The organism is Pyruvatibacter sp. HU-CL02332 (genome assembly GCF_040362765.1).
GTDB lineage: Bacteria > Pseudomonadota > Alphaproteobacteria > CGMCC-115125 > CGMCC-115125 > Pyruvatibacter.
In genome coordinates this window covers 220,569-244,272 of the sequence record NZ_BAABWK010000001.1, presented here as the reverse complement: position 1 = coordinate 244,272, position 23,704 = coordinate 220,569, and the positions used below count along the sequence as shown (strand labels likewise).

The window sequence follows — 23,704 nt, the reverse complement described above, 5'->3', positions numbered from 1 at the left end:
GTCCGGCTGTGAATGCGAGGGAGGCGGCTTCAGCTGGTGCGCCCGTCCACACGCCAGGGTGGGAAGCGACGGTTCCGGCTGGCCTGCAGAAAACACAACTGGTTGCCGTCCGGGTCTGAGAGATAGGCTTCGCGCCACAGCCATGACTGATCGGTCGGCTGCATGGTGAAGGTGATGCCGCGGGCTTCTGCGTCGCGCACGGCTTTGTCGACGTCGTCAAACTCGAAATAAACCATGGTGCCTGAAGCTGGCACATCGTCCGCCACATGGATGGAGAACGTGTCTCCGTCGGGCAGTTCAAAGCGGGCGTAGTGGTCGTCCTTGACGATGAGGTACATGCCCAGCTGCTCATAGAATGCAATTGCGCGGGGGATGTCGGTGACGCTGACGGTGACCTGATTGAGTTTCATTTGGTGCCTACCAGTAGCTTGCCATGATCTCAGCTGCCCATGCGGGTTCGGTGACATCTGTACGCGGCAGAAAGCCTGTCATCACCGGCTTGAGGTCCAGCACAGGCGTGCCGTCGATGGCGTCCAGTCCGGTGATGTGGAGCGTGCGGCCTTCCACGCGATCAACGCGGGCGATGGTGGCGCCGAGGCGATTGGGACGGCCTTTGCCGCGCTGGGCAAAAATGCCGACACGGGGCCAGTCTTTGTTGCCGCGTGGATGGCGAGCCTTGCCCTCGACTTCCTCGTCCGGGACCTGATGGAAGAGGTAGATCACTTCTACATGGCTGAAAGCGTCGAGGCCTATGAGGGCTTCTGCGTCAAAGCGCTCATCAAGCACGATGGAGGCGGGAACGGCGTCCCAGTCATCGTCGATGGGGTCTGTGCGGCCTGCTTCTACATGGCCGATGGCGGTTACCTGAAATGTCTCTTTCATATGTGTCATCCTTTTGATGACCCTTGATCTATCAGCCGGGAACAGTGTTTCCCAAATGCGGGCGCATGGGGGCAGCCATGCGCGCTAAGAAATTTGCATATCTGCACAGCACTTGATGATGGCTTGCGCGGTCTCTTCGGGATGGGTTGCCGGATGCATATGGGTGCCCTTGAGGCGGACCACCGGCCATCCATCGGCTTCAGCGCGGCGGGCTTCATCAATGAAGGTGTGGGAGGTTCTGACAAAGCCTTTTCTGACGCCTGACCAGTCGGGCATGTCGAAGGCATCGTCGAACCAGTCCAGAGGCAGGGACGGGATATCGCTGAGCACAGCCTTGCGGCGATCATCGGAGATGTCCGTGCCCTCAAAGACATCGACCTCCCACCAGTCCTGCCAGGGCGGCAGATGGCCGTCCGTGAGGGGGAGGGTTCTGAGAAAGTCATGAAACTCCGGCTCAACGGGCGGGGTCGGGCCGCTTTTGGGCGGCATACGGGCATCAAGGCAGATCATGCCGGCGGCGTGCAGGTCAGCTGCCATGCGGGCTGCCAGAAGGCCGCCCATGGAGTGCCCGACAATGACCGGTGAGGCCATGTCGGGGATCGCGCCCTTCAGACGGACAGGCCAATCCTGCCAGCTGGGTGGCGGTGCGTGCGGACGCAGGGGGGAGGGCGTGGCGCATTTGATGCCCTGAGCCTTCAATATGTCCGCTGTTGGCAGGAGGGAAGACGGGCCGACAAGTGGGCTGTGAATGAGGATGATTTCCAGCATTCCGCATCTTCAGGCACGGCCAGGAAGCGTGCCAGCGCAAATCCATCCAGTCTTCATTCTGACTCTTGTGATGACTCATTTGTTGACTCCCATGTTGACTCTCTGGGGCAATTAGAAATAGAACAAAATAAGAACACATTAGGAATATAAGCACATCCATAGCGTGTGTGCAGTGGAGCTTTGATGTCGCGTCCGGCTGAAAAAAGAGAGCTTCTGGAGTCCCTTAGGCGGGATCTCTCATGCTTTGAGTCGCAGCGGGCGCAGGCACCGTCTCTCTCGCTTGGGGCGTCTGAAGTCGACCGGCGTTTAAGCGGCGGGGCCGGTCTGTCTCTGGCCGGACTGCATGAGGTAGTGGGCGCGGCCTACCCGGATATGGCCGCAGCAACAGGTTTTGCCATGGCGCTTGGCAGTCGGCTTGTGGCGCGTGAGGCGCGGTCCCTGGTGTGGGTTACCCAGCGCTCCGGCGCTCATGATCTGGGGCCGCTTTATGGGCCGGGGCTGGCCATGATGGGGCTTGATCCGGCACGGATGCTCATCGTCTCGGCAAAGGATGACCGTGAGGCGCTGTGGGTGACCGAAGAAGCTTTGCGGACGCCAGATCTGTGCGGTGTTGTCAGCGAGCTTGAGGGTGCCCGTGCCTATGACCTCAAGGCCTCGCGCCGGTTGCAGCTGGCAGCGGAGCGGTTTGAGCGCCCGGCCTTGTTGCTGGCAGGTCATGCGGGCAGTGCAGCGTCGGCACCTTCAGCGGCGCTGACCCGGTTTCGGATCGCCTCGGCGGCCAGTTCTTCAAATTCATCAGCTGTATCTGCCCCCGGACGTGCGCGCTTTGCCGTGACGCTGGACCGGGTGCGGGGCGGCTCATCTTCACAGTTCATTTTGGAGTGGAACCATGCGGCGCATTGTTTCTCTGTGGCTTCCCCATTTTCCCGTCGAGAGGATGGGGCTGCGGGCCGAGATGCAGCAAAGCGAGATTGCCCGCCTGCGCGGCCGCAAGAGCCCGCGTCCGTCTCACGGCTTGCGGCCTTCGCATAATCAGGCGGCGCCCTTTGCGCTCATTGAAGCGCAGCAGGGGGGCTTGCGCATTGTGGCTGTGAACAGTGCCGGCACGCAGGCTGGCATCCGTCCCGGCCAGCGGCTGGCCGACGCCCGCACTCTCATCCCGGGGTTGGATGTGGTGGAGCGCGACATGGCAGGCGATGAAGCCCGGCTTGTGAAACTGGCTGCCTGGGCCACGCGGTTTACCCCATGGACGCGGGCAGAAGAGCTTTCTCCTTTGGCCCATGAGGGGGCAGGTCTGTTTCTGGATATCTCCGGCTGTGCACATCTTTTTGGTGGAGAAACAGCGCTCTTGCAGGACTTGCTTACCCGAATGAATCGGCTGGGGCATGACGCACGGGCGGGTGTGGCGGATACGCTGGGGGCCGCATGGGCTGTGGCGCGCCATGGCCAGCAGAAGATCAGCATCGTCAAACCGGGGGCCGAGCGTGAGGCTATCTCCTCCCTGCCGACGACGGCGTTGCGCATTTCCCAGGGCATGGCAGACGACCTGACCCGGCTGGGGCTTATGACCATCGGCGACCTGCTCGGGCGTCCGCGAGCGCCGCTTGTAGCGCGCTTTGGTGCGGTGCTGGGACGGCAACTTGATGCCATCATCGGCGCGCGCGCAGAGCCTGTGGCGCCTGAAGCGGTGCGGGTGCCGGCGCGGGCGCGGCTGCTGTTTGCAGATCCGTTGATTGCGCTTGATGGCATTATTGCCGCCATTGCGCTGGCAGCGCGGGATCTGGCTGGTGAGCTTGATAACCGCCAGCAGGGAGCACGGCAGCTGCGGCTGCGGCTCTACCGGGTGGATGCGGAGCTTTTCACGTTTGAGGCAGGCACATCGCAGGCCTTGCGGGATGCGGACCGGATTGCCGCCCTGTTTGCCGAAAAGCTGGTGCCGTCGGGCGGTGTATCAGGGTCTGACATTGATATCGGCTACGGGATTGAAGGAGTGGTGCTTGAAGCCTGTGCGGTGGATGCCATGGGGGCCCGCCAGAAGGACCTCACCAGCGGGCCTGAGGACGGATCCAGCCTTGAAGAGCTGATTGACCGGCTGTCGAACCGGCTGGGGGCCAACCGGGTGATGCAGCTCAAAGGGCAGGCCAGCCATATTCCTGAGCGGGCGCAGGTGGCTGTTCCAGCGCTTGCCGCCAATGACTTCAAGGAGAGCGATGTGCCGCCATTGGTGATGTATGGGGATGCGCCCTTGCGGCCGATCCGCATGCTGACACCCCCGGAGCCTGTGGAAGTGGTGGCCGAAGTGCCTGAAGGTCCGCCGCGGCAGTTTCGCTGGCGGCGGATGCTGCACGCGGTGACGCGGGCAGACGGGCCGGAGCGGCTGGCGCCTGAGTGGTGGCTGCCCGCTGACAAGGAAGCAGCCACACGGGATTATTTCCGCGTCGAGGACGGCGAGGGACGGCGCTTCTGGCTTTATCGCGACGGGCTATATGAGCGGGAGACCGATGCGCCGCGCTGGTTCATGCATGGTGTGTTTGCATGATGGGTGGCATGATTTGGGCGGGACAGTTCTCAGGCGCTCTTGCGGGGCTTGGCTGCGTCGTCTTCCAGCGCTTCTGCGTTGCGCTCGGCAATCTTGCGCAGAATGGCCTTGATGCGCAGGTGGCCAAAGACCTCGAGAGACTGGGGGATGGCGGCGGCCGACATGGCGGACGCCTTGTCCGTATCAACATTATCCGCCAGGCGCTCATAGAACGCTGTTACATCCAGATCGCCCAGAGCTTCGGCAAGCACGTTGTACTTTCTGAGGTAGTCAACGCCGTAGCCCTTGTCCGACGAAAAGCCCAATGCCTGAACCTTGGCCCAGTTGGAAATGATGCCGGCATCCTGTGCACTGACAACCACTTTGCCGCCGGGAGACTGGCTCAGGGTGATGATGCCTTCATCCGCAATGGCGCGAATTTCCTCCATCGGCATGCCGCTGTCCTCGGCAAGCTTTTCAACCTCCACCGGCGAGCGGGTGCTTTCAGCCCCCAGCTGGTCCGCCAGCATGATTTCAAAGCCGAAGAGACCCGGCACCATGTCGGGCTCGCGGTCGCCGGCTTCTTCAATGAGTTTGCGGATGACGCCCAAGGGCAAAAAGCGTTCGCGCTGAAGGGTGCGGATCAGGTCGAGGCGCCGCAGATGGTCTTCGCTGTAGATCGCCACATTGGTTTTGGGCCGGTCCGGCTCCGGCAGCAGGCCTTCGCGGATGTAATAGCGGATGGTTTCGCGCCCAATGCCACTCTTTTCCTCAAGTTCCTTCATTTTCATGGTCACAGGCCCTTCAGTTTTTCCGCGTCTTTTGTCTGCGCGTGGCGTGCGGTGTCTTCGTGGGGCATGGAGACTCGTTCTTTTTTACGGAGCCATGCTCCGCATTCATCGCGCTTACTGCCTGAAACGTCAAGTCAGAGCTGATGGGGCAGGGCTATGCCGAACTGGCGGTCACCAGCAATTTCAGCTTTCTGCGCAGCGGTAGCCATCCGGACGAACTGGTACGGCAGGCGGCGGCATTAGGGCTGGCAGCTGTGGGGATTGCGGACCGCAATACATTGTCCGGCGTGGTGCGGGCGCATGTGGCAGCCAAGGAGGCAGGTATTCAACTCCTTGTCGGCGCGCGGCTGGTGACGCGGGACGGGCTGGAGATTTTGTGCTTCCCCAAAGACCGGGCCGCATACGGACGGTTGTCCAAACTGCTGACCCTGGGCAATCGCCGGGCCCCCAAGGGCGAATGCCATCTCATTCTTGAGGATATTGCCGCTGCAGCCAAAGATCAGGTGCTGGTGCTGATGCCGCCCGCCGTGATTGACCAGAACTTTGAAGACAGAGTGCGGGAAGCGCGTGCGCTGCTGGCGATCCCCTATATGGGGATGAGTTTTCTGTATGGCTCGGATGATAAGGCCCGGCTGGTGCGTATTGCAGAGCTGGCGCGCGATCTGGATATGCGGCTGCTGGCAAGCAATGACGTGCACTACCATGAGCCCGAACGGCGGGCCTTGCAGGATGTGGTTACGGCCATCCGTGAACATGTCACCGTGGCGGAGGCGGGAGCCTTGCTGGCAGCCAATGCGGAGCGGCACGTCAAACCGCCTCATGAAATGGCACGACTGTTTGCTGATTACCCCGATGCAGTGCAGGCAGGACTTGATGTGGCGGAGAGCATTTTCTTTTCGCTGGATGAGTTGTCCTATCAGTATCCGGACGAAGTTTTTGGAACGGAAGAAACCCCGCAGGAAACGCTGACCCGACTTACCTGGGAGCATGCGCATGAAAAGTTTCCCGATGGGCTGGACCCGGAACTGGAAAAGACCATTGCGTATGAACTCAAGCTCATCGCCGAGCTGAACTACGCGCCGTACTTCCTGACGGTTCACGACATTGTCCGCTATGCCCGCTCGCAGGACATTCTGTGTCAGGGGCGGGGCAGTGCGGCCAATTCCTGTGTGTGTTTCTGCCTCGGCATCACCTCCATCAATCCCATTGAGATCAACCTTCTGTTTGAGCGGTTTATCTCGGCAGAGCGCAATGAGCCGCCGGACATTGATGTGGACTTCGAGCATGAGCGCCGCGAGGAGGTGATCCAGTACATTTACAAGAAGTACGGCCTGCATCGCGCGGGCATTGCTGCCACCGTCATTTCCTACCGGTCACGCTCTGCCGTGCGGGAGGTGGGCAAGGTAATGGGACTGTCGGAAGATGTAACGGCGGCCTTGTCCGGCACCACGTGGGGCTGGTCCAGCGCGGGGGTTCAGGAGGAACACATTGTTGATCTTGGTCTTGATCCCCGCGACCGGGCGCTGGCGCTCACACTTGATCTAACGCGGCAGATCATCGGGTTTCCCCGGCATCTGTCCCAGCATGTGGGCGGGTTTGTCATCACGGCAGGGCCGCTGGAAGAAGTCATGCCCATCTGCAATGCAGCGATGGATGACCGCACTTTCGTTGAGTGGGACAAGGACGATCTGTCCGAGCTTGGCATGTTGAAGATCGATGTGCTGGCGCTGGGCATGCTGTCCTGCATCCGTCGGGCGTTTGAGTTTATTGAAACCCATTATGACCGGCCGCTGGCATTGCACGCGCTGCCCCATGAAGACCCGCGCGTGTATGACATGCTGTGCAAGGCGGATTCTGTCGGCGTGTTTCAGGTGGAAAGCCGGGCGCAGATGTCCATGCTGCCGCGCCTCAAGCCGCGCAAATTTTATGACCTTGTGATTGAAGTTGCGATCGTGCGGCCCGGGCCCATTCAGGGCGACATGGTGCATCCCTATCTGCGTCGACGCGACGGCATTGAGCCGGAAGTTTATCCGTCTGAAGAACTCAAAGCCGTATTGGGCAAGACGCTGGGCGTGCCGCTGTTTCAGGAGCAGGCCATGCGCATCGCCATTGTGGCCGGCGGGTTTACGCCCGCTGAGTCAGACGGGCTCCGCCGCGCCATGGCGACCTTCCGCAAGATGGGGACCATCCACAGCTTTCAGGACAAGCTGGTGAATGGGATGATCGGCAATGGTTATGAGCGCGATTTTGCGGAGCGCTGCTTCAAACAGATTGAAGGCTTTGGAGAATATGGCTTTCCGGAAAGCCATGCGGCCAGTTTTGCGCTCCTCGTCTATGTGTCGTCCTGGCTCAAATGTCATTACCCGGATGTTTTCTGTGCCGCCATTTTGAACGCGCAGCCCATGGGCTTTTATGCGCCGGCCCAGCTTGTGCGTGATGCGCGGGAACATGGCGTTGACGTGCGGGCGCCGGATATCAATGCCAGTGACTGGGATGCCACCCTTGAAATGCGAGAGCACGCGACGCCTATCAGTGATGAGGGTGGTGGTCGCATGGCTGTGCGTCTGGGCATGCGGCAGATCAAGGGGTTCCGTATTGATGCTGCGGAAAGACTCATGGCGGCGCGGCCACCGCAGGGGTTTGACAGTGTGCGGGACGTCTGGCTGAGAACGCGGCTGACCCCGGCAGAGCTTGAACGGCTGGCGAAGGCGGATGCGTTCCGCTCCATCGGCCTTGATCGTCGGGACGCGCTGTGGGCCGTGCGCGGACTTGGTGGCACGCAGCGCACCATGCCTGCCTCACTTCCCCTGTTCGCCCATGCGGAAGGAACAGGCTTTCAGCATGAGGAAGAGGTGGCTCTGCCCTCCATGCCTCTGGGCGAGCATGTGATCGAGGATTACACCCATATGCGCCTGTCCCTGAAGGCGCACCCCCTGTCTTTCCTGCGCGATGGTCTGGCGGCGGCGCGTTACACGCCGTCCAAGGCGCTTGAGACCATTCGCAACAATTCAAAGATCAATCTGGCGGGGCTGGTGCTGGTGCGCCAACGGCCTGGTAGTGCCAAGGGTGTGATCTTTGCCACGCTGGAGGATGAGTTTGGTGTGGCCAACATCATTGTCTGGCCGCCGGTATTTGAAACCCATCGCAAAATCATTCTGGGTGCCCGTATTCTTGGGGTGCGGGGGCGGGTACAAAAACAGGGGCAGGTCATTCACATTGTTGCGGATCATCTTGAAGACCTGACGCACCTTCTGGGCACGTTGTCAGAGCAACGTGATGCCGTCAGCGGTTTTGGGGATGCGGCAATGGCCAATGCGGATGAAGTGCGCAGGCCCGGCGAAGACCCCCGCCAGATTACAGCGCTCCGGGAAGAAGGACGGGTGGCACGGGCGGAGGCCATTGAGCAGCATTTCCGTCAACGGCCCAAACAGATGCCCCGCGCGGTGCGGCGGATGCTGCCCAAGAGCCGTGACTTTCATTAGCGGTCATCCAAACGGCTGGGGGTGCCGTACACTTGTTCATGACATCTCCCCAAAACCCCCTTCGCTTCTATTTCTTTCTGCGCAGCCCCTATGTGTGGCTGGCGGCGGAGCAGCTCACACGTGATGGCATCGAGGTCGAACCGATACCTATGGTCGGCTTTGCCGAAGGCACGGTGTTTGCTGATCCTGCGGCCAATCCACCGCGCATGGCTTATCTGATTGAGGATATTGCCCGGCTGGCCGAGCGCATGAACCTGACCCTCGCACCTCCGGTGGATGTTGAGGACTGGATGCCGGTGCACAATGTTGCAGAGCTTGCCAAACGCAAAGGCAAGGGGCTGGCATTTGCCCAGATGGCCGGGCGGGCCAGATGGACGCGCAGCCTGTCCCTGGAGGACCCGCAGGTCATTGCAGACGTGGCCGGGGAGGTTGGCCTTGATGCCGATGAGGCAAGAGTTGCCATGACCGACGCGCAGATACGCGCCGACATGGTCACGGCCTACAGGCCGCTCATCGAAAAAGACCAGGTGTTTGGCGTTCCGTTTTTTGCCTTTGACGCGGCTGGCAAGACGCATCGCTATTGGGGGCAGGACCGCATTGGCATGATGGTGGATGACGCGCGCGAAATGGGCGTGCTCTAAACCGCCTTGCGCGGCCAGACGACATACAGCGCCCCGCCGATTTCCGTTGCCACAAACAACGTCAGCAGGGGCGTGGCGCCCTGCCAGATCCAGAACACCAGAATGGCGGCCACCACGATACGGGCATAGGCATCGGCCAGCGCAAAGTCACGTACCGGGTAGCGCAGGCGAATACACGCCCACAGCACCGCAAGAATGCCCGTGGTGTTGATGAACACCCAGTGCAGCGGCGCAAAGCCGGGAAAGCCACCAGCCAGCCCTAGCTGAAAATGGGCGAACTTCAGGATCGTGATGTAGATCTCTGAAAAGTAGGGCAGGGCCAATGGCGTAAACAGCCAAAGGTCCAGCCACGCGACACGGCGACCTTGCAGGAAAATATAGGGTCTTCCGGGTTCGGACGCAGAACGTGCGTCGTCGTTCACCGGGACAGCTCGCGCATGGCGCGGTCGAGGCCGTCCAGGGTCAGCGGGAACATCCGGTCACCAACGATCTGACGCATGATCTCGATGGAGGGCGTGTATTCCCAGTGACGCTCGGCGACCGGGTTCAGCCACACAACGTTTTCATAGACCTGCTGCAGACGTTCCAGCCATACGCCGCCGGGCTCTTCGTTCCAGTGCTCCACGGAGCCACCTGCATAGGTGATTTCGTAAGGGCTCATGGAGGCGTCGCCAACGATGATGACCTTGTAGTCGGACGGATATTTGTGGAGCACATCCCACGTCGCCATCTTTTCGTTGTGGCGGCGGCGGTTGTCCTTCCACAGATCTTCATAGAGGCAATTGTGGAAGTAGAAATATTCCATGTTCTTGAACTCGGTGCGGGCGGCCGAGAACAGCTCCTCACACACCTTGATGTGCGGGTCCATGGACCCACCGACGTCAAAGAACAGCAATGTCTTGATGGTGTTGCGGCGCTCGGGGATCAGCTTGATATCAAGATAGCCACGGTCGGCCGTAGACTTGATGGTGTGATCCAGGTCCAGCTCTTCGGCAGCCCCTTCGCGTGCCCATTTGCGCAGGCGGCGCAGGGCGACCTTGATGTTGCGGGTGCCAAGCTCGATTGAGTCATCGAGGTTCTTGTATTCGCGCTTGTCCCACACCTTCACGGCCTTGCCGTGGCGGCCTTCCTTCTGGCCGATGCGCACGCCTTCTGGATTGTAGCCCTCAGCGCCGAAGGGGGACGTGCCGGCGGTGCCGATCATCTTGTTGCCACCCTCGTGGCGCTTTTCCTGTTCCTCGAGGCGCTTCTTCAGCTCCTCCATGATCTTTTCCCAGCCACCGAGAGCTTCGATCTCAGCCTTCTCTTCGTCGGTGAGGAATTTTTCAGTGAGGGCTTTCAGCCAGTCTTCCGGAATCTCGGAGACATCGCCTTCGCCGAGGCTTTCAAGGCCCTTGAAGACGGTGCCGAACACCTGGTCGAACTTGTCGAGGTTCTTTTCGTCTTTCACCAGAGCGGAGCGGGAGAGGTAATAGAAATCCTCAACCTCGCGGTCGATCACTTCGGCATCCATGGCTTCCAGCAGCGTCAAATATTCGCGCAGGGAAACCGGCATGCCGGCATTTTTCAGCTCATGGAAGAAGTTGACGAACATGGTGCGTAGCCTCGGCTTTGGTGGTCACGGCTGTAACTGGATATAGGGTTCGGAAAGGAAACTCTCATGGTGCGCATTTGGATGCAAGAGGACGCAAAAACTGGCGGTTTTGCTCGCAGTTGGCCCTTGTCCACCTGAGACCTATGCTGCACCCAAAAGGGCTAGGCAATTGAGGGAGACGTATAGACATGCTCAGGGATATTGACCGGGTACAGCTTCTGGTGCCCGACACCGGCGCAGCTGCTGCCAAGTGGACGAGCCTGCTGGGGGCGCAAGAGGTCGGTAAGGACGCCGTCAAGACGCTGTCGGCAAAGCGCACGACGCTTCGCATAGGCACGTCATGTGTAGAGCTGCTTGAGCCGGATGGAAGCGGAATTGCGGATGCCGCGCTCAAGGCACGGGGGCGAGCGCATCTGTTTGCTGCGGGCATCTCCACCACGGACATGGCTGGCTTGAAAAAGCATCTTGCCGCCAGTGCAGCGGAGGTTGTGGCGGAAGGCGAGCAGCTTCACATCTGTTTGCCAGTCGAAGACACACTGGTTCGGTTTGTTGTCTCGCCCCATGAAGAGCGCAGCCAGGTTGGTGACGCATCGTTTTTGTATGAAGCGACCTTGCTGGTGCAGAACGAAGCGGCGGCTGTGAAGCTGTTTGTGGATACGTTCGGCCTCAATGACGCCGGGTTTGAGCATATTTCATCTGAGAATTTCGGGTATACGGGCACGCTGACGCTTTTTGATGCACAGCGTTTGCATCGTTTTGAGGTCATCAGCCCCGCAAGCGCTGAGAAGACCATGGGGCGTTACTTCGCCCGCGAGGGTGTTTGCTACTACATGGCGTTTTGTGAAAGCGCGCGCATGCTGGACATTGAAGCACGTGCCACTGCGCAGGACGCAGGTATTACTATCGAACGGCCCGATGGGCGCAGCGCCGACAAGACGCCGGACCAGATGTGGCTTCACCCTCCGTCTCTGGGCGGCATGATGCTGGGCATTTCTCGTCCGAGCATGGCGTGGCACTGGTCCGGTCATCCTGACCGGGTGGAGGACGTGGCATGAGCTCGGACATTCTGCGCATAGAAACCGAAGGGCGGGTGAGGGTGCTTACCTTCAACCGGCCTGACCACCTCAATGCCATGAACGGTGCATTGTACGAGGATGTCGGCGATGCCCTGCGTGCAGCGTCTGCGGACAAGGAAGTCGCCGTGGTGATCCTCACAGGCGAAGGTAGGGCCTTCACTGCCGGGCATGACCTTGATGAGATGGATAATCCTCCGGTTCATACGGATGGCGGTCAGCATGGCTTCCGCCGGTTCCGACAGGCGCTGGAGGAGTTCGACAAGCCGCTGGTTGCTGCCGTCAACGGACTTGGTGTGGGCATTGGCCTCACCATGCTGCCCTATTGCGATTGGGTGGTCATGGATGAGGCGGCCCGTGTGCGGGCACCATTCACCACGCTGGGCGTGACAGTGGAAGCGGGCAACTCCTACCTGCTTCCCGCACGCGTTGGCTGGGCCAATGCGGCGCGGTTGCTGTTCACGGCTGAGTGGCTGTCAGCGGAGCGTGCGCTGGAGATAGGTCTGGTGCAGGAGATCGCCGACAAGGGCACAGTGCTTGCTGCTGCACGGGCATTCGCTGCACCCATTGCAGGCATGCCGGTGGCCTCACTGGTTGCGACCAAGCGATTGATGCTGGAGGCGCGCAACGATCATGTGCGGGCGGCTCACTATCGTGAGCAGATTGCCTTTGAGGAAATCGGAAAAGGCCCCGCCAATCGTGAGGCGCTTGCGGCGTTCCGCGAAAAACGCGAGGCGGATTTTTCGGGGCTATAGTCGGTCGGGGTCAGCGTGGCGTGCTTTTTCGGATCATCTGATCCAGTTGGTTCATAAAGCGGGACCGGTCGCCTTTTGAGAATTGTGCGTTGCCGCCGGTCATGACCCCGGTTTCGCGCAAATGCCGGTTCAGCTCGCGCGACGCGAGGGCGGAGCCGATATTCTGCGGCGTGAAGGCACGTCCGTCTGATCCCAGAACCTGCGCGCCTTTTTCCAGACAGCGGGCCGCCAAGGGGATGTCTGCCGTGATGGCTATGTCGCCTCCGCCGATTTCATCCGCAATCCAGTCGTCGGCAGCATCGGCGCCGTCCGAAACGAGAATATTTTTGACCAGAGGATGGTTGCCGGTGCGCATCCCGGAGTTGGAGACCAGAAACACCTGCAGATTGTGCCGCTCGGCGATGTTGATGGTTTCGGTCTTCACCGGGCAGGCGTCACCGTCAATATAGATCGTGGTCATGCAGTCTTCCGTGCAAAGAGGATAATCCATCCGGTGGTCGTGCCGTCATACCCGAATCCCTGGCCGGTGTCGTAGGTTACATCCACCCAGTTTCCTGACCGGGCCATTGCGCTTTGCAGTTCCGCGTGGGTGGGAAAATTGTAATACCGCCCCAGTTTGTCTCGTCCTTCAGGTTGGCCGGTTTTGAAACTTGCGTGAAAGATACCGTTGAGGCGCAGACTTTTGTGAATACGGGCCATCAGGTCCGCCAGGCTCTCGAGCGGCGCATGCAGCAGGGAGGCATGCGCCCACACGCCATCAAATGCATCGATGTCCTCAAGCTCATCAAAGCGCGCAACCCTGACCGGCTTTGCAAGACGTTTGCTGGCGATTGCGGCAAGCCCAGCCGACCCATCCATCGCTGTAATGTCGTGACCCATCGCCTCAAATGCTGCCGCATAGTGTCCATCGCCTGATCCAAGGTCGAGAACACAGGCTGACGGTGGCAGGGCGGCGGCGAAGCGATGGAAAGATGCGGGCATCTCGTCAGGACGCTGCTTAGACGCGTAGGTTTCGGCCTCCGCATCATAAAAACTCAAGGTCTGTGGGTCGCTTTTGTTGTTCATGTTCATGACTAACTTCGTGTTGCGCTGCATCCTAGCCGCGGCGGGCGTTCGTGTCCTAGGTTTGTGGAATAAGAATCAGCAACGAATAGGAGAACGGGTATGGGCTTCATCATGTGGATCATCGTGGGCGGTCTGGCCGGGTGGATCGCCGAAAAAATCATGAAGGCGGATCATGGTCTGCTGACCAACATCGCGTTGGGCATTGGTGGGGCCGTGGCGCTCAATTTCGTGCTTGGTCTTGTGGGCGTGCTGATTCCCAGTCTCATTGGGCAATTCGCCGTCGCTGTGGCAGGTGCCTGTGCTCTTATCTATGGCTACCGGATGATCCGCTCGTAGCGGACATCTTTGCTGCTGCAAAAGAAAAAGGCCGGAGCAGTTGCTCCGGCCTTTGTCGTTTTAAATCTCGATGCCGCTGCTAGTTGCGCTCGCGGCGGGCGAGGAAGGCCAGGCGCTCAAACAGGTGCACGTCCTGCTCGTTCTTGAGCAGGGCACCATGCAGCGGCGGAATGAGCTTGGACGCATCGCGTTCGCGCAGGGTTTCCGGCGAGATGTCTTCGTTCATCAGCAGCTTGAGCCAATCGAGAAGCTCCGACGTTGATGGCTTCTTCTTGAGGCCGGGCACATCGCGCATTTCGTAGAAGACGTCGAGGGCTTCCTTGACCAGACGCTCTTTCAGATTGTCGAAGTGTACGTCAACGATCTGACCCATCGTGTCCGCATCGGGGAACTTGATGTAGTGGAAGAAGCAACGGCGCAGGAATGCATCCGGCAGTTCTTTTTCGTTGTTGGACGTGATGATCACGATGGGGCGTTCTTTCGCCTTGATGACCTCATCGGTCTCGTAGACGTAGAACTCCATGCGATCGAGCTCCTGGAGGAGGTCGTTCGGGAATTCGATGTCGGCCTTGTCGATTTCATCAATCAGGAGCACGACTTTCTCGTTGGCGTCAAACGCTTCCCAGAGCTTGCCCTTGTTGATGTAGTTCTTGATGTCCTTGACGCGCTCGTCGCCCAGCTGGCTGTCGCGCAGACGGGTGATCGCGTCATACTCATACAGACCCTGATGAGCTTTGGTTGTGGATTTGATGTTCCACGTGATCATGGGAACGCCAAGGGATGTGGCGATCTGTTCGGCCAGCACGGTTTTACCGGTGCCTGGTTCACCCTTCACGAGCAGTGGGCGCTCGAGGGTAATGGCTGCATTCACGGCGACACGGAGGTCCTCGGTCGCCACATAGTCTTTGGTGCCTTCAAAGCGCATCAACAAGTCCTGCCAGTTGTGTTGGTAATAAGTCAGTAAGATTTTCGAACGGGCGCAAACCTAAGGGGGCAAGCGCTGCGGGGCAAGCGGCATGACGCCGTGTCATTTGCGCGAAATTGCCCGGCAAAAGCTGCCGCAAGGGGCAGAAAGTGCTGCGCCTGCACTGCCATGCTCCTTCCCAAGTCATTGAAAATAAACATAAAACAGTCTGGCCCGGTGCTTGCTCCAGTGTGTCTGAATTAATCCGCATGCCGCTTTGGCGTGCATGCCATGTGTCAGTCCTCTGGAGGGATCCGATGACAATCTTCGGTGCAATGACCACCGCCGTGACCGGCCTCAAAGCCAATTCCAAGGCTCTGGGCCATATCTCGGACAATATCGCCAACTCGCAGACCATCGGGTTCAAGCGTACGGAAACCAATTTTCGCGACCTCGTGACCTTTGCGTCCTCGCGCAACAATGCACCGGGCACGGTGCTGGCAGAGGCCCGTTTCACCAATACGGTGCAGGGCGCTCTGGAAGCGGCCCAGGTGCCAACGCACATGGCCATCAATGGCGATGGGTACTTCATGGTGTCTGAGCGGGTTGCCACATTGGACAACAAGCCAGTGTTCAACCAGATCGACTACTACACCCGTCGTGGTGACTTTGAAGTGGATCGGTTCGGCTATCTCCAGAATGGTGCCGGCTATTACCTGCAGGGTGTTGAGATCAATCCACTGACGGGTAACAAGGTCGGTGATGTGCCGAGCCGCATTCAGATTGAAAGCGATTTCATCTCGGCCAAGCAGTCCACCACGATTGACTACACCGCCAACCTTGCATCCTTCCCCAAGACAGTTGTGGCTGATGCCAACACTGCCAACTCGGAACTGATGCTGGATGCGACCTTCACCAACAACCCCTCCACATTCGGTGGCGACGGCTTTGTGCAGGCGCAGGACGAGCAGCTGTTCCTCGACCGCTCCCTCGCTGGTGGTGCCATTACGACCTACGATTCAATCGGTAACCCGGTGAACGTCGAGCTTCGGTGGGCCAAAGTGAACAATGCTGGCAACGGTGCCGGTCAGGCAGGTGGCGCGGATACGTGGAACCTGTTCTATCAAACCAGCACAACGGCCACAGGTACGGCTGCCAAATGGAACAATGTGGGCCAGGCCTATGTGTTCAATACAGCCGGCGTTGCCACACCTGCTGTGACATCTGCCACGATTACGGGTTTGACGGTTGATGGCATCAACCTTGGCAACATCACCATGAACCATGGCTCGAACCAGGTGACGCAGTTCGCGGACACCAATGGTGCTGTATCCGTGACAGAGATTGAGCAGGATGGTTTTGCATCCGGTGCGCTTGCGTCCATCGCCGTATCTGATGCAGGCCGTGTGGTGGGCACATACACCAACGGCAAGCAGCTTGATCTGGCTGAAGTGACGCTCGTGAAGTTCAACGCCGACAACAAGCTGCGTAAGCTTGATGGTGGTGCATGGGCAGCAACGCAGGACTCCGGTGAAGCCATTCAGGGCGCATCCGGCGAAATCGTTGCAGAAGCACGCGAGTCTTCCAACGTGGATATCGCTGACGAGTTCTCCAAGCTCATCGTCACGCAGCAGGCATACTCAGCAACGACACGTATCGTGACGACGGCTGATGAACTGGTGCAGCAGACACTCAATATGAAGCGGTAATTCGCTCCTCTACGGCAGGCGGCTGATGCCGCCTGCCGATTACACTCCTTCAACCAGGCACAGATACGTCCATGTCCCTTTCAACCGCCCTCAATGCCGCCGTTTCCGGGCTCAAGGCCAATCAGTCCGCTGTCGATCTTGCTGCGCGCAACATCGCCAACGCGACGACGGAAGGCTATACGCGGAAGACTGTCGGCCAGAGCAATGCGCTGGCGGGCGGCGAGGGTATTGGTGTGTCCGTGCGGGCGGCCGTGCGCGAGGTGGACAACTATCTGTTCGGTCAGCTGCAGCGGTCTTCCGGCGTTAATGCCAAACTGGAAGTGCGGTCTGAATTTCTGACTCGGGTGGACCAGATGTTCGGCACGCCCGATAGCGAAACTTCCATCGCGTCCTATGTGACACGGCTGGGGACAGCTTTTCAGGATCTGGCAACGACACCAGAATCCACTGTTACCCGTGAAGCGACTCTTGCCGCAGCTGAAGAGCTGACCGTTGAGCTCAATCGTCTGTCGGACGAAATTCAGCAGATGCGCCGCGAAACGGAGCGTCGGCTTGAGGATGCGGTCTCACAGGCGAATGGTGCGCTGGCCAAGATCCATGATCTCAATCTGAAGATTTCAGCAAATCAGGCAGGCTCCGTAGCCGACCTTCAGGACGAGCGGGACATGGCGGTTCGTGAGCTGGCTTCCCTGATGGATATCCGCACGGTGGAGCGCGAAGGTGGACGAATTTCCGTGTTCACCAATGGCGGCAACCTGCTGTTGGATACGCAGCCTGCTTCGCTATCCTTCGATGAACATCCGACGCTCAATGCGTCGTCTTTCTATAATTCTGACCCTACGCTGCGTGGGGTTGGCACTGTCACCTTGCAGGTTGGTGGGTCAGCCCCGATTGACCTTCTGCGCGATGGAACGATCCGCGAAGGCAAGATTGCCGGTCTGGTGGACATGCGCGACAAGACCCTTGTCGAGGCGCAGTCCCAGCTTGATGAAATTGCCCATAACCTGGCCAAGTCCATGTCGGAGACGACAGTGACATCGGCTGCGGTTGCTGGTCCGCCTGCCGGCTTTGATGTTGATATTGCGGCGCTTCAGAATGGCGACAGCATCAACCTCACATATACTGAGACACCGGGCGGCACGCAGCGTCAGGTCACCATCATCCGTGTTGATGATGCAACCGCGCTGCCGCTGGCAAACACTGTTACTCCCAATGCAAATGATACCGTTGTCGGTGTTGCGTGGGGTGGGAGTGCCGCGACATTTGCGACAAACCTTGATGCGGCGCTTGCCGCCGCCAGCATCAATATTGATACATCCAACCCGGCCGGCACAACGCTTCGCATCGTTGACGACGGCGTTGGGGCGACAACGGATGTTGATGCTGTCACTGCGACCGTTACGGCCACCGGATTGATTGATGGTGGCACCGCATTGCCACTCTTTGTTGATGGTGCAAATGCACAGGCGGCTTACACGAACTTCCAGGATGGCGCACGTCAGAAGGTTGGGTTTGCCAGCCGCATTTCATTGAATGCGAATGTACGCGCTGATCCTTCCTCTCTGGTTGTTTATTCAACCTCTCCGGCAACGGATGCTGGTGATCCGGCCCGTCCTACCGAGTTGCTCAATCGTCTCACTGGTACGGCACGCGAGTTTGACCCGGCAACCGGCATTGGCGGTACCGGCCAGCCGTTCGCGGGTGGCGTGGATGAGTTTGCCCGTCGCGTAGTGTCTTTTCAGGCCAATGAAGTGGTGCTCGCCAATCGGGCACTTGATAGTCAGAAGGTTGTTCAGCTTGGACTTGAAGAAAAGGTCCAGGGCACCACGGGCGTATCGATAGATGATGAAATGGCGCAGCTTCTTTTGCTGCAAAATGCGTATGCCGCAAATGCGCGGGTGATGTCAGCAGTGCAGGAAATGATGTCCCTGCTCGGCAACATCCTGCGATAGCGGACAGGTAGGAAGAGACCCATGCAGGTTCCCTCACTTCTTCAGTCGCTTACAGCGCGCGATCAGATCAAGACCATGCAGCTCCAGCTTACGGATCTGCAGACGCAGCTGGCGACGGGCAAGAAATCACAGACCCATTCCGGCCTGGGCGTAGATGCGTCGCTGGTGTTGAACCTGCGCGCAGAACTCAGTGAGATGAATGGGTATGTGCGCACGATTGATCAGACACAGCTTCGTCTCACCACAATGCAGCAGGGTCTGTCGCGCATTGATGATATTGCAGCAGAGATGCGCACGGCGTCGCTGACATCCGGTTATGAAACGCTGGATGGCAAGCAGACGCAGCTTCAGTTTACAGCGAAGGAGCGTCTGGAAGAGACGCTGGCCGTGCTCAACACAGACATTGGTGGTCGTCACCTGTTTGGTGGGGCAGCTACGCAGACGCAGCCCGTTGAGGTTTATGAAAAGGTCATCAACGGCGATGTCGGTCTCGCCGGTTTCAAGCAGATTGTTTCCGAGCGTGCCCAGGCTGACCTGGGGGCAGACAATCGTGGTCGCCTGTCCATTCCGGTTCCTGGTGCCAATACGGTGACTGTCACTGAGGACAACGCACCGCCATTTGGTCTCAAGTTCAGCGCCGTATCCACGGACCTGAACAATGTTACGGCTGGCATTGCCGGTGCTCCGCAGGCTCTGACGGTTGCGTTTGGCGCGCCGCTTCCCACCGCAGGTCAGAAGCTGGATGTATCCTTCACGCTGCCGGACGGCACTACGGAGACCCTGTCTCTTGTGGCTATTGAGAGTGGCACGCCAAAAGAAGGCGAGTTTCTTGTCGGTGCCGATGCCAATGCGACAGCGGCCAATTTCCAGACTGCACTTGCGCGAGACGTTGAAGTGCTGGCGCAGACATCATTGAAGGCAGCCAGCGCACAGAGGGCGGCGACCGAGTTTTTTGAGTATGACGCTGGCAACCCACCAAAGCGTGTTGACGGTCCTCCCTTTGCGACTGCGACAGGCGTTGTGGATGCAACAACGACGGACACAGTGTTCTGGTATAAGGGCGATACGGCAACAACACCGATCCGCAATAGCGCACTGGCGAAGATCGATGATGGTCGTACTATTGGGTATGCAACCCGTGCCGATGAGGGCCCAACGCGCGATACGGTCAAGGCGCTTGCTGTTCTGTCTGCGCTTGAGTTTGATAACACAGACGCGCTCTCGCAGCGTGCCTACAACGAGACAACGCAGCGTACAGGTTCGAAATTTGCCTTCAAGGATACGACGTCCCTGGCAGATGTGCGCACGCAGCTTGGTCTGAAGGAAAGCAGCCTGGCGGCCACCAAGGACCGTCATGAGCGGACCATCAATGCCACGCAAGTGCTGCTAGCAAAGTCCGAGAATGCGGACACGAATGAGGTTGGGACGATGATCCTGCAGCTGAACAATCAGCTTACGGCCAGCTTCCAGGCGACGTCCATTGTCTCACGGCTGACGCTGACCAGTTACATCTAGCGGCGGCAGACTTTCAGCCGGCCCAAACAAAAGAGGCGCTGCTTTGATGAGCAGCGCCTCTTTTTGTGTGTGGTGTGTGACGTTGCTACGCCGGGCGCTGATAGAGGCCGGCTGCAATTTCGCGATTGATATTGATCAGCACATCAAGCTTCTCAGGTGAAGGGCTCGCCTGGACAGACACTGTGTGCTTGAGAATAAAAATACCGAGATTGGCAATGTTCTGCTTGATCGGATCGGGAAGGGGGTTGTCGTCGCCGGTCACAGAGCCTGCAAAGATGCTCCATAGCTTGCGATTGTAAATCAATGCGTTGCGGAATGCGTCGCTGCGCGGCTCAAACGGATCTTTGACAGCCATGAGCTGCTGCGCAGCCTTGGTGAGCAGATTGGCTTCGTGTTCACGCGGGTTGGCAACAACTTTAGCTGTCTTCCCGTAGGCCTGCGCCGGATTGTGCATTCGACATGAGCTCCTGCTCATACTTGATGAGCTTCTTTGCTTCCTTAAGAGCTTTATAGAATGCGCCGGTTAAGATTTGATTGTTCATGCGCTCAATGTACTCAAGGGTGCTAGGTGCTGCCTTGATGATGTCATTGGTGAGCTTGAAATAGACGCTGTGCTGATCTGACGGGTCGTTGCTCAGATACATAAGCTGAACAGCCAAATAGAGCCGTTTGCAGGGGCTGTCTGCGTCTTCAGCGCGCATGATGTCCTTCTCGCGCAGAATGGGTGCAGAGCCTTCAACGAACAGGCGGGTCCGCTGGTCGTCATTGGTAATGACTGCGTTGCCCAGAATGAAGCGTTCGCCGGGCTTGAGCTCGATTTTGAGGGCCATGGTGTCTCTCCGGGTTGTGGGGCAGGTCACGCATTGATTCGGACCTCCACAGTATAGGGCAAGCGCACTGACAGGCTTTGCTTCAATGAAACCCGCAGATCGACAAAGAAAAACGGCGGTGCTTCTGCACCGCCGTTTCCCGTATTCGATAACCAGATGGCTTCGCCTTCGTGGCTAGGCCGCCTGTTGGTCTGATTAGAACAGACGCAGGACGTTCTGGTCGGACTGAGAAGCCAGGGACAGAGCCGTGGTACCCAGTGACTGACGTGTCTGAAGGGCAAGCAGGTTTGCACCTTCAAGGTTGGTGTCGGCGAGGGTGAGCTTGCCAGCACCTGTTTCGAGTGTCTTGATCAGGTTGGACGTGAAGTCCTGACGGTTTTCCACGATCGACAGGTTGTTACCGAACGAAGAAGACTGTGCACGAAGCGTGCTCACCGCGGCGTCCAGCTCAGCAACAGCAGCGTCGATGTTGCTGTCAGTTGCGAAAGCGCTGTTCGTAGCAGCAGAGACGTTCAGGCCGCCGGAAGATGTGTCAAGCAGCTTGGACGAAATCGTCAGGCTGGAAGACTGGTCTTCGTTAAAGGCCACTGTCAGGTCATTGTTGGCCTGAAGAAGGTTCACACCCTTGAAGGATGCGTCACCAGCCAACTGGTCAATCTGCGTACGCAGGCTGTTGAAGTCAGTCACGAAAGAGTTACGGTTTGTGCCGTTTGTCTTCGTACCTGAAACGCCCAGTGAGTTGGCAGCTGAACCAGAAACGTCAGCAATCACAAGATCTTCGCCGCTTGTGCCTTCAATCTTGATCTTACCGTCAGACGTCAGCGAGGCAGTTACGCCAGAGATGCCGGAGATGCTGGTGATAAGAGCAGTAACAGACTGGTTGGTTGCAGCAACGTTGATCGTGACAGCAGCAGCAGTGCCCACCTGAATGGTGAAGCTGTCGCCGTTGTCGACACCAGAGATTGTTGAAATCGTCTGTGCACCAGTGAACGCAGTTGAGTTCGTGCTGGTTGCAGAAGAAGAAGCAATCTTTGTTGTCAGAGCTTCGTTGGCAGTGGACTTAAGGTTCTCAACGAGTGTCGTGATCGCCTTGATGCCGTCGTCGGCAGCTTTCAGTGTGTCAACAGCAAGGCCGATGTCATCAGAAAGAGCAGACAGATCCTGTGCACGGTTGTTCAGGCCGGCAGCAGTGAAGAATGACGTCGGGTTATCAATAGCGCTGTTCACACGCAGGCCCGTCGAAAGACGTTCCTGAGTCTGAGAAAGCAAAGACGCCGTGTTCTGGAGAGAGTTAAGGTTCGAGCGCAGGGCGCTGGAGAGAGCAATTTCACTCATGAACTGAGTTCCTTTCCTAGGAAGACTATGTAACTGACCCTCTTTCTGAGGTGTCGAGGATCACAGTGGCGGAAAGGTCTTAAGGGGGAGTTACTGCAATCCAACAGGCTTGGTAAGTCCCGTTGTCTTTGTTGCCTGGTATTGCGCAGATCCGCAGAAAACAAACAAAAAAGGCGGCTGCAAAAAAGTGCAGCCGCCCTGATTTTTTGCTGAAAGCGCTACTAGAAGAGCTGCAGCACGTTCTGATCTGCCTGCGATGCCAGTGAAAGGGCGGTGGTACCCAGGGACTGACGGGTCTGCAAGGCCAGAAGGTTTGCGCCTTCTTCGTTTGTATCAGCGATTGTCAGATTAGACGCGCCGCCGACCAGCGTATTGATCATGTTCTCAGTAAAGTCAGACCTTGTTTCCACGACTGACAGGTTGCCACCGAAAGTGGACGCCTGTTGCCGCAGTGTAATGACGGCCTGATCGAGCTGATCAATGGCACCGGAGATGTTGCCATCCGTCGCCCAAGCCTTGGAGACAATCTCTGAAATGTTCATGCCAGCGGAGGATGTATCAAGCAGACGAGAGTTGATCGTCAGGCTGGATGTTTGACCTTCGTTGAAGAAAACCGTCAGGTCATTGGTGGCCTGCAGCAGGTTTACCCCTTTGTAGGATGCGTCAGAGATCAACTGGTCCATCTGGGTCCGCAGTGCATTGAAGTCAGACTCGAAGGAGCGGCGGTTCACACCGTTGGTTGATGTGCCTGAAACCCCGAGGCTGTTTGCTGCTGAGCCAGATACGTCGGTAATTGCCAGATCTTCGCCATTTGTGGCTTCAATCTTGATCTTGCCGTCGGTGGTCAGATAGGCCGTTACGTCTGTGATGCCTGAAAGGCTGGCAAGAATGACCGAAACAGCCTGGTTGGTCGCTGCAATATTGACAGTTACTGCCGCTGCTGTGCCGACCTGAATGGTGAAGCTGTCGCCATTGTCCACGCCAGCAATGGTGCTGATGGTTTGTGTTCCGGTAAAGGCGGTTGAGTTGGTGCTCGTTGCCGTTGAGGCTTTGATCTTTGTCACAAGTGCCTGGTTGGCGGTTGCTTTGGCGTTTTCAATCAGCTTGATGACCGACTTGATGCCCTGATCTGCTGCGTCCAGTGTCTGAACGGCCTGATCCATCGATGACAGCAAAGACTCCAGATCACGTGCCCGATTGTTCAAGCCCTGAGCCGTAAAGAAGGCCGTGGGATCGTCAATGGCACCGTTGACCTTTAGTCCGGTTGCCAGACGCGTCTGCGTCTGATCAAGAAGCTTCGCGGTGTTCTGAATGCTCAGAAGGTTGGAGCGGATACCCGCTGAAAGTACAATGTCACCCATATCTCATGTCCTCCTAGGACCGTTTCCAGCGCCCTCACAATGAGGGATGTGTCCCAGTTCGTTACGCTGGATACTGATCGTTAATGCTTAATCGCCGGTAAACTTTGCCGCCTCGGTCCATCAATTTGGGACACAGGGATTTTTGCCTGGTCCTCTAGGGCGAGGGAGCTGATCTACGGTGACCAACGCTTGG

23 protein-coding genes are annotated in these 23,704 nt (G+C 58.2%); 10 read left to right on the top strand and 13 right to left on the bottom strand.

The window, feature by feature from the left end; translation table 11 throughout:
- Positions 1-29: 29 nt before the first annotated feature.
- The 3 genes from ABXH05_RS01235 to ABXH05_RS01225 form a co-directional block, all read right to left on the bottom strand.
- A complete protein-coding gene (locus tag ABXH05_RS01235) occupies positions 30-410 on the bottom strand; it encodes a VOC family protein (RefSeq protein WP_353559420.1) in 381 nt (126 codons plus the stop codon).
- Between the two features lie 7 nt (positions 411-417).
- The gene (locus ABXH05_RS01230; RefSeq protein ID WP_353559419.1) at positions 418-882 is read right to left on the bottom strand and encodes an SAM-dependent methyltransferase; all 465 of its coding nucleotides are present in this window, start codon (positions 880-882) and stop codon (positions 418-420) included.
- A gap of 84 nt (positions 883-966) precedes the next feature.
- The gene (locus ABXH05_RS01225) at positions 967-1,650 is read right to left on the bottom strand and encodes an alpha/beta fold hydrolase (RefSeq protein ID WP_353559418.1); all 684 of its coding nucleotides are present in this window, start codon (positions 1,648-1,650) and stop codon (positions 967-969) included.
- A 183-nt stretch (positions 1,651-1,833) separates the two neighbouring features.
- Between ABXH05_RS01225 and ABXH05_RS01220 the strand changes: the two genes are divergently transcribed.
- Together ABXH05_RS01220 and ABXH05_RS01215 are read left to right on the top strand one after the other, a co-directional pair.
- On the top strand, positions 1,834-2,682 hold the full coding sequence (locus tag ABXH05_RS01220; RefSeq protein WP_353559417.1) for an ImuA family protein: 849 nt from the start codon (positions 1,834-1,836) through the stop codon (positions 2,680-2,682).
- Complete coding sequence (locus tag ABXH05_RS01215; RefSeq protein WP_353560964.1) at positions 2,588-4,189, top strand: Y-family DNA polymerase; 1,602 nt, start codon at positions 2,588-2,590, stop codon at positions 4,187-4,189. The genes ABXH05_RS01220 and ABXH05_RS01215 overlap by 95 nt, the downstream gene beginning before the upstream one ends.
- A gap of 29 nt (positions 4,190-4,218) precedes the next feature.
- Here ABXH05_RS01215 and ABXH05_RS01210 read toward each other — a convergent pair whose 3' ends face one another.
- A complete protein-coding gene (locus ABXH05_RS01210; protein ID WP_353559416.1) occupies positions 4,219-4,959 on the bottom strand; it encodes a MerR family transcriptional regulator in 741 nt (246 codons plus the stop codon).
- 143 nt (positions 4,960-5,102) lie between these two features.
- Between ABXH05_RS01210 and ABXH05_RS01205 the strand changes: the two genes are divergently transcribed.
- Both ABXH05_RS01205 and ABXH05_RS01200 read left to right on the top strand, forming a co-directional pair.
- Positions 5,103-8,441, top strand: coding sequence for an error-prone DNA polymerase (locus tag ABXH05_RS01205; RefSeq protein WP_353559415.1), 3,339 nt, complete (start codon positions 5,103-5,105; stop codon positions 8,439-8,441).
- A 38-nt stretch (positions 8,442-8,479) separates the two neighbouring features.
- Positions 8,480-9,082, top strand: coding sequence for a DsbA family protein (locus tag ABXH05_RS01200; RefSeq protein WP_353559414.1), 603 nt, complete (start codon positions 8,480-8,482; stop codon positions 9,080-9,082).
- Here ABXH05_RS01200 and ABXH05_RS01195 read toward each other — a convergent pair.
- On the bottom strand, positions 9,079-9,504 hold the full coding sequence (locus tag ABXH05_RS01195) for a hypothetical protein (protein WP_348138794.1): 426 nt from the start codon (positions 9,502-9,504) through the stop codon (positions 9,079-9,081). The two genes, ABXH05_RS01200 and ABXH05_RS01195, sit on opposite strands and share 4 nt — an antisense overlap.
- Positions 9,501-10,676, bottom strand: a complete 1,176-nt coding sequence (locus ABXH05_RS01190; RefSeq protein WP_348138796.1) for a vWA domain-containing protein — start codon at positions 10,674-10,676, stop codon at positions 9,501-9,503. The genes ABXH05_RS01195 and ABXH05_RS01190 overlap by 4 nt, the downstream gene beginning before the upstream one ends.
- Positions 10,677-10,864: 188 nt before the next feature.
- On the opposite strand from ABXH05_RS01190, the gene ABXH05_RS01185 reads away from it, so the two are divergent.
- Both ABXH05_RS01185 and ABXH05_RS01180 read left to right on the top strand, forming a co-directional pair.
- Positions 10,865-11,731: a hypothetical protein gene (locus tag ABXH05_RS01185; RefSeq protein WP_353559413.1), complete on the top strand. Its 867-nt coding sequence runs from the start codon at positions 10,865-10,867 to the stop codon at positions 11,729-11,731.
- Complete coding sequence (locus ABXH05_RS01180; protein ID WP_353559412.1) at positions 11,728-12,504, top strand: enoyl-CoA hydratase-related protein; 777 nt, start codon at positions 11,728-11,730, stop codon at positions 12,502-12,504. Before ABXH05_RS01185 ends, ABXH05_RS01180 begins: the two co-directional genes overlap by 4 nt.
- 10 nt (positions 12,505-12,514) lie before the next feature.
- Here the strand turns inward: ABXH05_RS01180 and ABXH05_RS01175 are convergent, their stop codons facing one another.
- Positions 12,515-12,964, bottom strand: coding sequence for a YaiI/YqxD family protein (locus ABXH05_RS01175; protein WP_353559411.1), 450 nt, complete (start codon positions 12,962-12,964; stop codon positions 12,515-12,517).
- The gene (locus ABXH05_RS01170; RefSeq protein ID WP_353559410.1) at positions 12,961-13,575 is read right to left on the bottom strand and encodes a class I SAM-dependent DNA methyltransferase; all 615 of its coding nucleotides are present in this window, start codon (positions 13,573-13,575) and stop codon (positions 12,961-12,963) included. Before ABXH05_RS01170 ends, ABXH05_RS01175 begins: the two co-directional genes overlap by 4 nt.
- A gap of 93 nt (positions 13,576-13,668) precedes the next feature.
- Here ABXH05_RS01170 and ABXH05_RS01165 point away from each other — a divergent pair, with 93 nt between their 5' ends.
- Positions 13,669-13,905 (top strand): GlsB/YeaQ/YmgE family stress response membrane protein, encoded by a 237-nt coding sequence (locus ABXH05_RS01165; protein WP_353559409.1) that lies wholly within the window; start codon positions 13,669-13,671, stop codon positions 13,903-13,905.
- A gap of 79 nt (positions 13,906-13,984) precedes the next feature.
- Here ABXH05_RS01165 and ABXH05_RS01160 read toward each other — a convergent pair whose 3' ends face one another.
- Entirely contained in the window at positions 13,985-14,830 is an 846-nt protein-coding gene (locus tag ABXH05_RS01160; RefSeq protein WP_348138812.1) for an AAA family ATPase, read from the bottom strand.
- A gap of 296 nt (positions 14,831-15,126) precedes the next feature.
- Here ABXH05_RS01160 and ABXH05_RS01155 point away from each other — a divergent pair, with 296 nt between their 5' ends.
- The 3 genes from ABXH05_RS01155 to ABXH05_RS01145 all read left to right on the top strand — a co-directional run bounded on the left by ABXH05_RS01155 (position 15,127) and on the right by ABXH05_RS01145 (position 19,985).
- On the top strand, positions 15,127-16,518 hold the full coding sequence (locus ABXH05_RS01155) for a flagellar hook protein FlgE (RefSeq protein ID WP_353559408.1): 1,392 nt from the start codon (positions 15,127-15,129) through the stop codon (positions 16,516-16,518).
- A 71-nt stretch (positions 16,519-16,589) separates the two neighbouring features.
- Entirely contained in the window at positions 16,590-18,470 is a 1,881-nt protein-coding gene (gene flgK, locus ABXH05_RS01150) for a flagellar hook-associated protein FlgK (RefSeq protein ID WP_353559407.1), read from the top strand.
- A gap of 21 nt (positions 18,471-18,491) precedes the next feature.
- Positions 18,492-19,985, top strand: a complete 1,494-nt coding sequence (locus ABXH05_RS01145; RefSeq protein ID WP_353559406.1) for a flagellin N-terminal helical domain-containing protein — start codon at positions 18,492-18,494, stop codon at positions 19,983-19,985.
- Positions 19,986-20,070: 85 nt separating this feature from the next.
- Here the strand turns inward: ABXH05_RS01145 and flaF are convergent, their stop codons facing one another.
- The 4 genes from flaF to ABXH05_RS01125 form a co-directional block, all read right to left on the bottom strand.
- A complete protein-coding gene (gene flaF, locus ABXH05_RS01140; RefSeq protein WP_348138820.1) occupies positions 20,071-20,439 on the bottom strand; it encodes a flagellar biosynthesis regulator FlaF in 369 nt (122 codons plus the stop codon).
- Positions 20,402-20,815 carry a flagellar biosynthesis repressor FlbT gene (gene flbT / locus ABXH05_RS01135; protein WP_353559405.1) on the bottom strand — a complete coding sequence of 138 codons (414 nt, stop codon included), beginning with the start codon at positions 20,813-20,815 and terminating at the stop codon, positions 20,402-20,404. The genes flaF and flbT overlap by 38 nt, the downstream gene beginning before the upstream one ends.
- 195 nt (positions 20,816-21,010) lie before the next feature.
- Positions 21,011-22,150, bottom strand: coding sequence for a flagellin N-terminal helical domain-containing protein (locus tag ABXH05_RS01130; RefSeq protein ID WP_353559404.1), 1,140 nt, complete (start codon positions 22,148-22,150; stop codon positions 21,011-21,013).
- Between the two features lie 221 nt (positions 22,151-22,371).
- The gene (locus ABXH05_RS01125; RefSeq protein WP_353559403.1) at positions 22,372-23,511 is read right to left on the bottom strand and encodes a flagellin N-terminal helical domain-containing protein; all 1,140 of its coding nucleotides are present in this window, start codon (positions 23,509-23,511) and stop codon (positions 22,372-22,374) included.
- Positions 23,512-23,704: the final 193 nt, after the last annotated feature.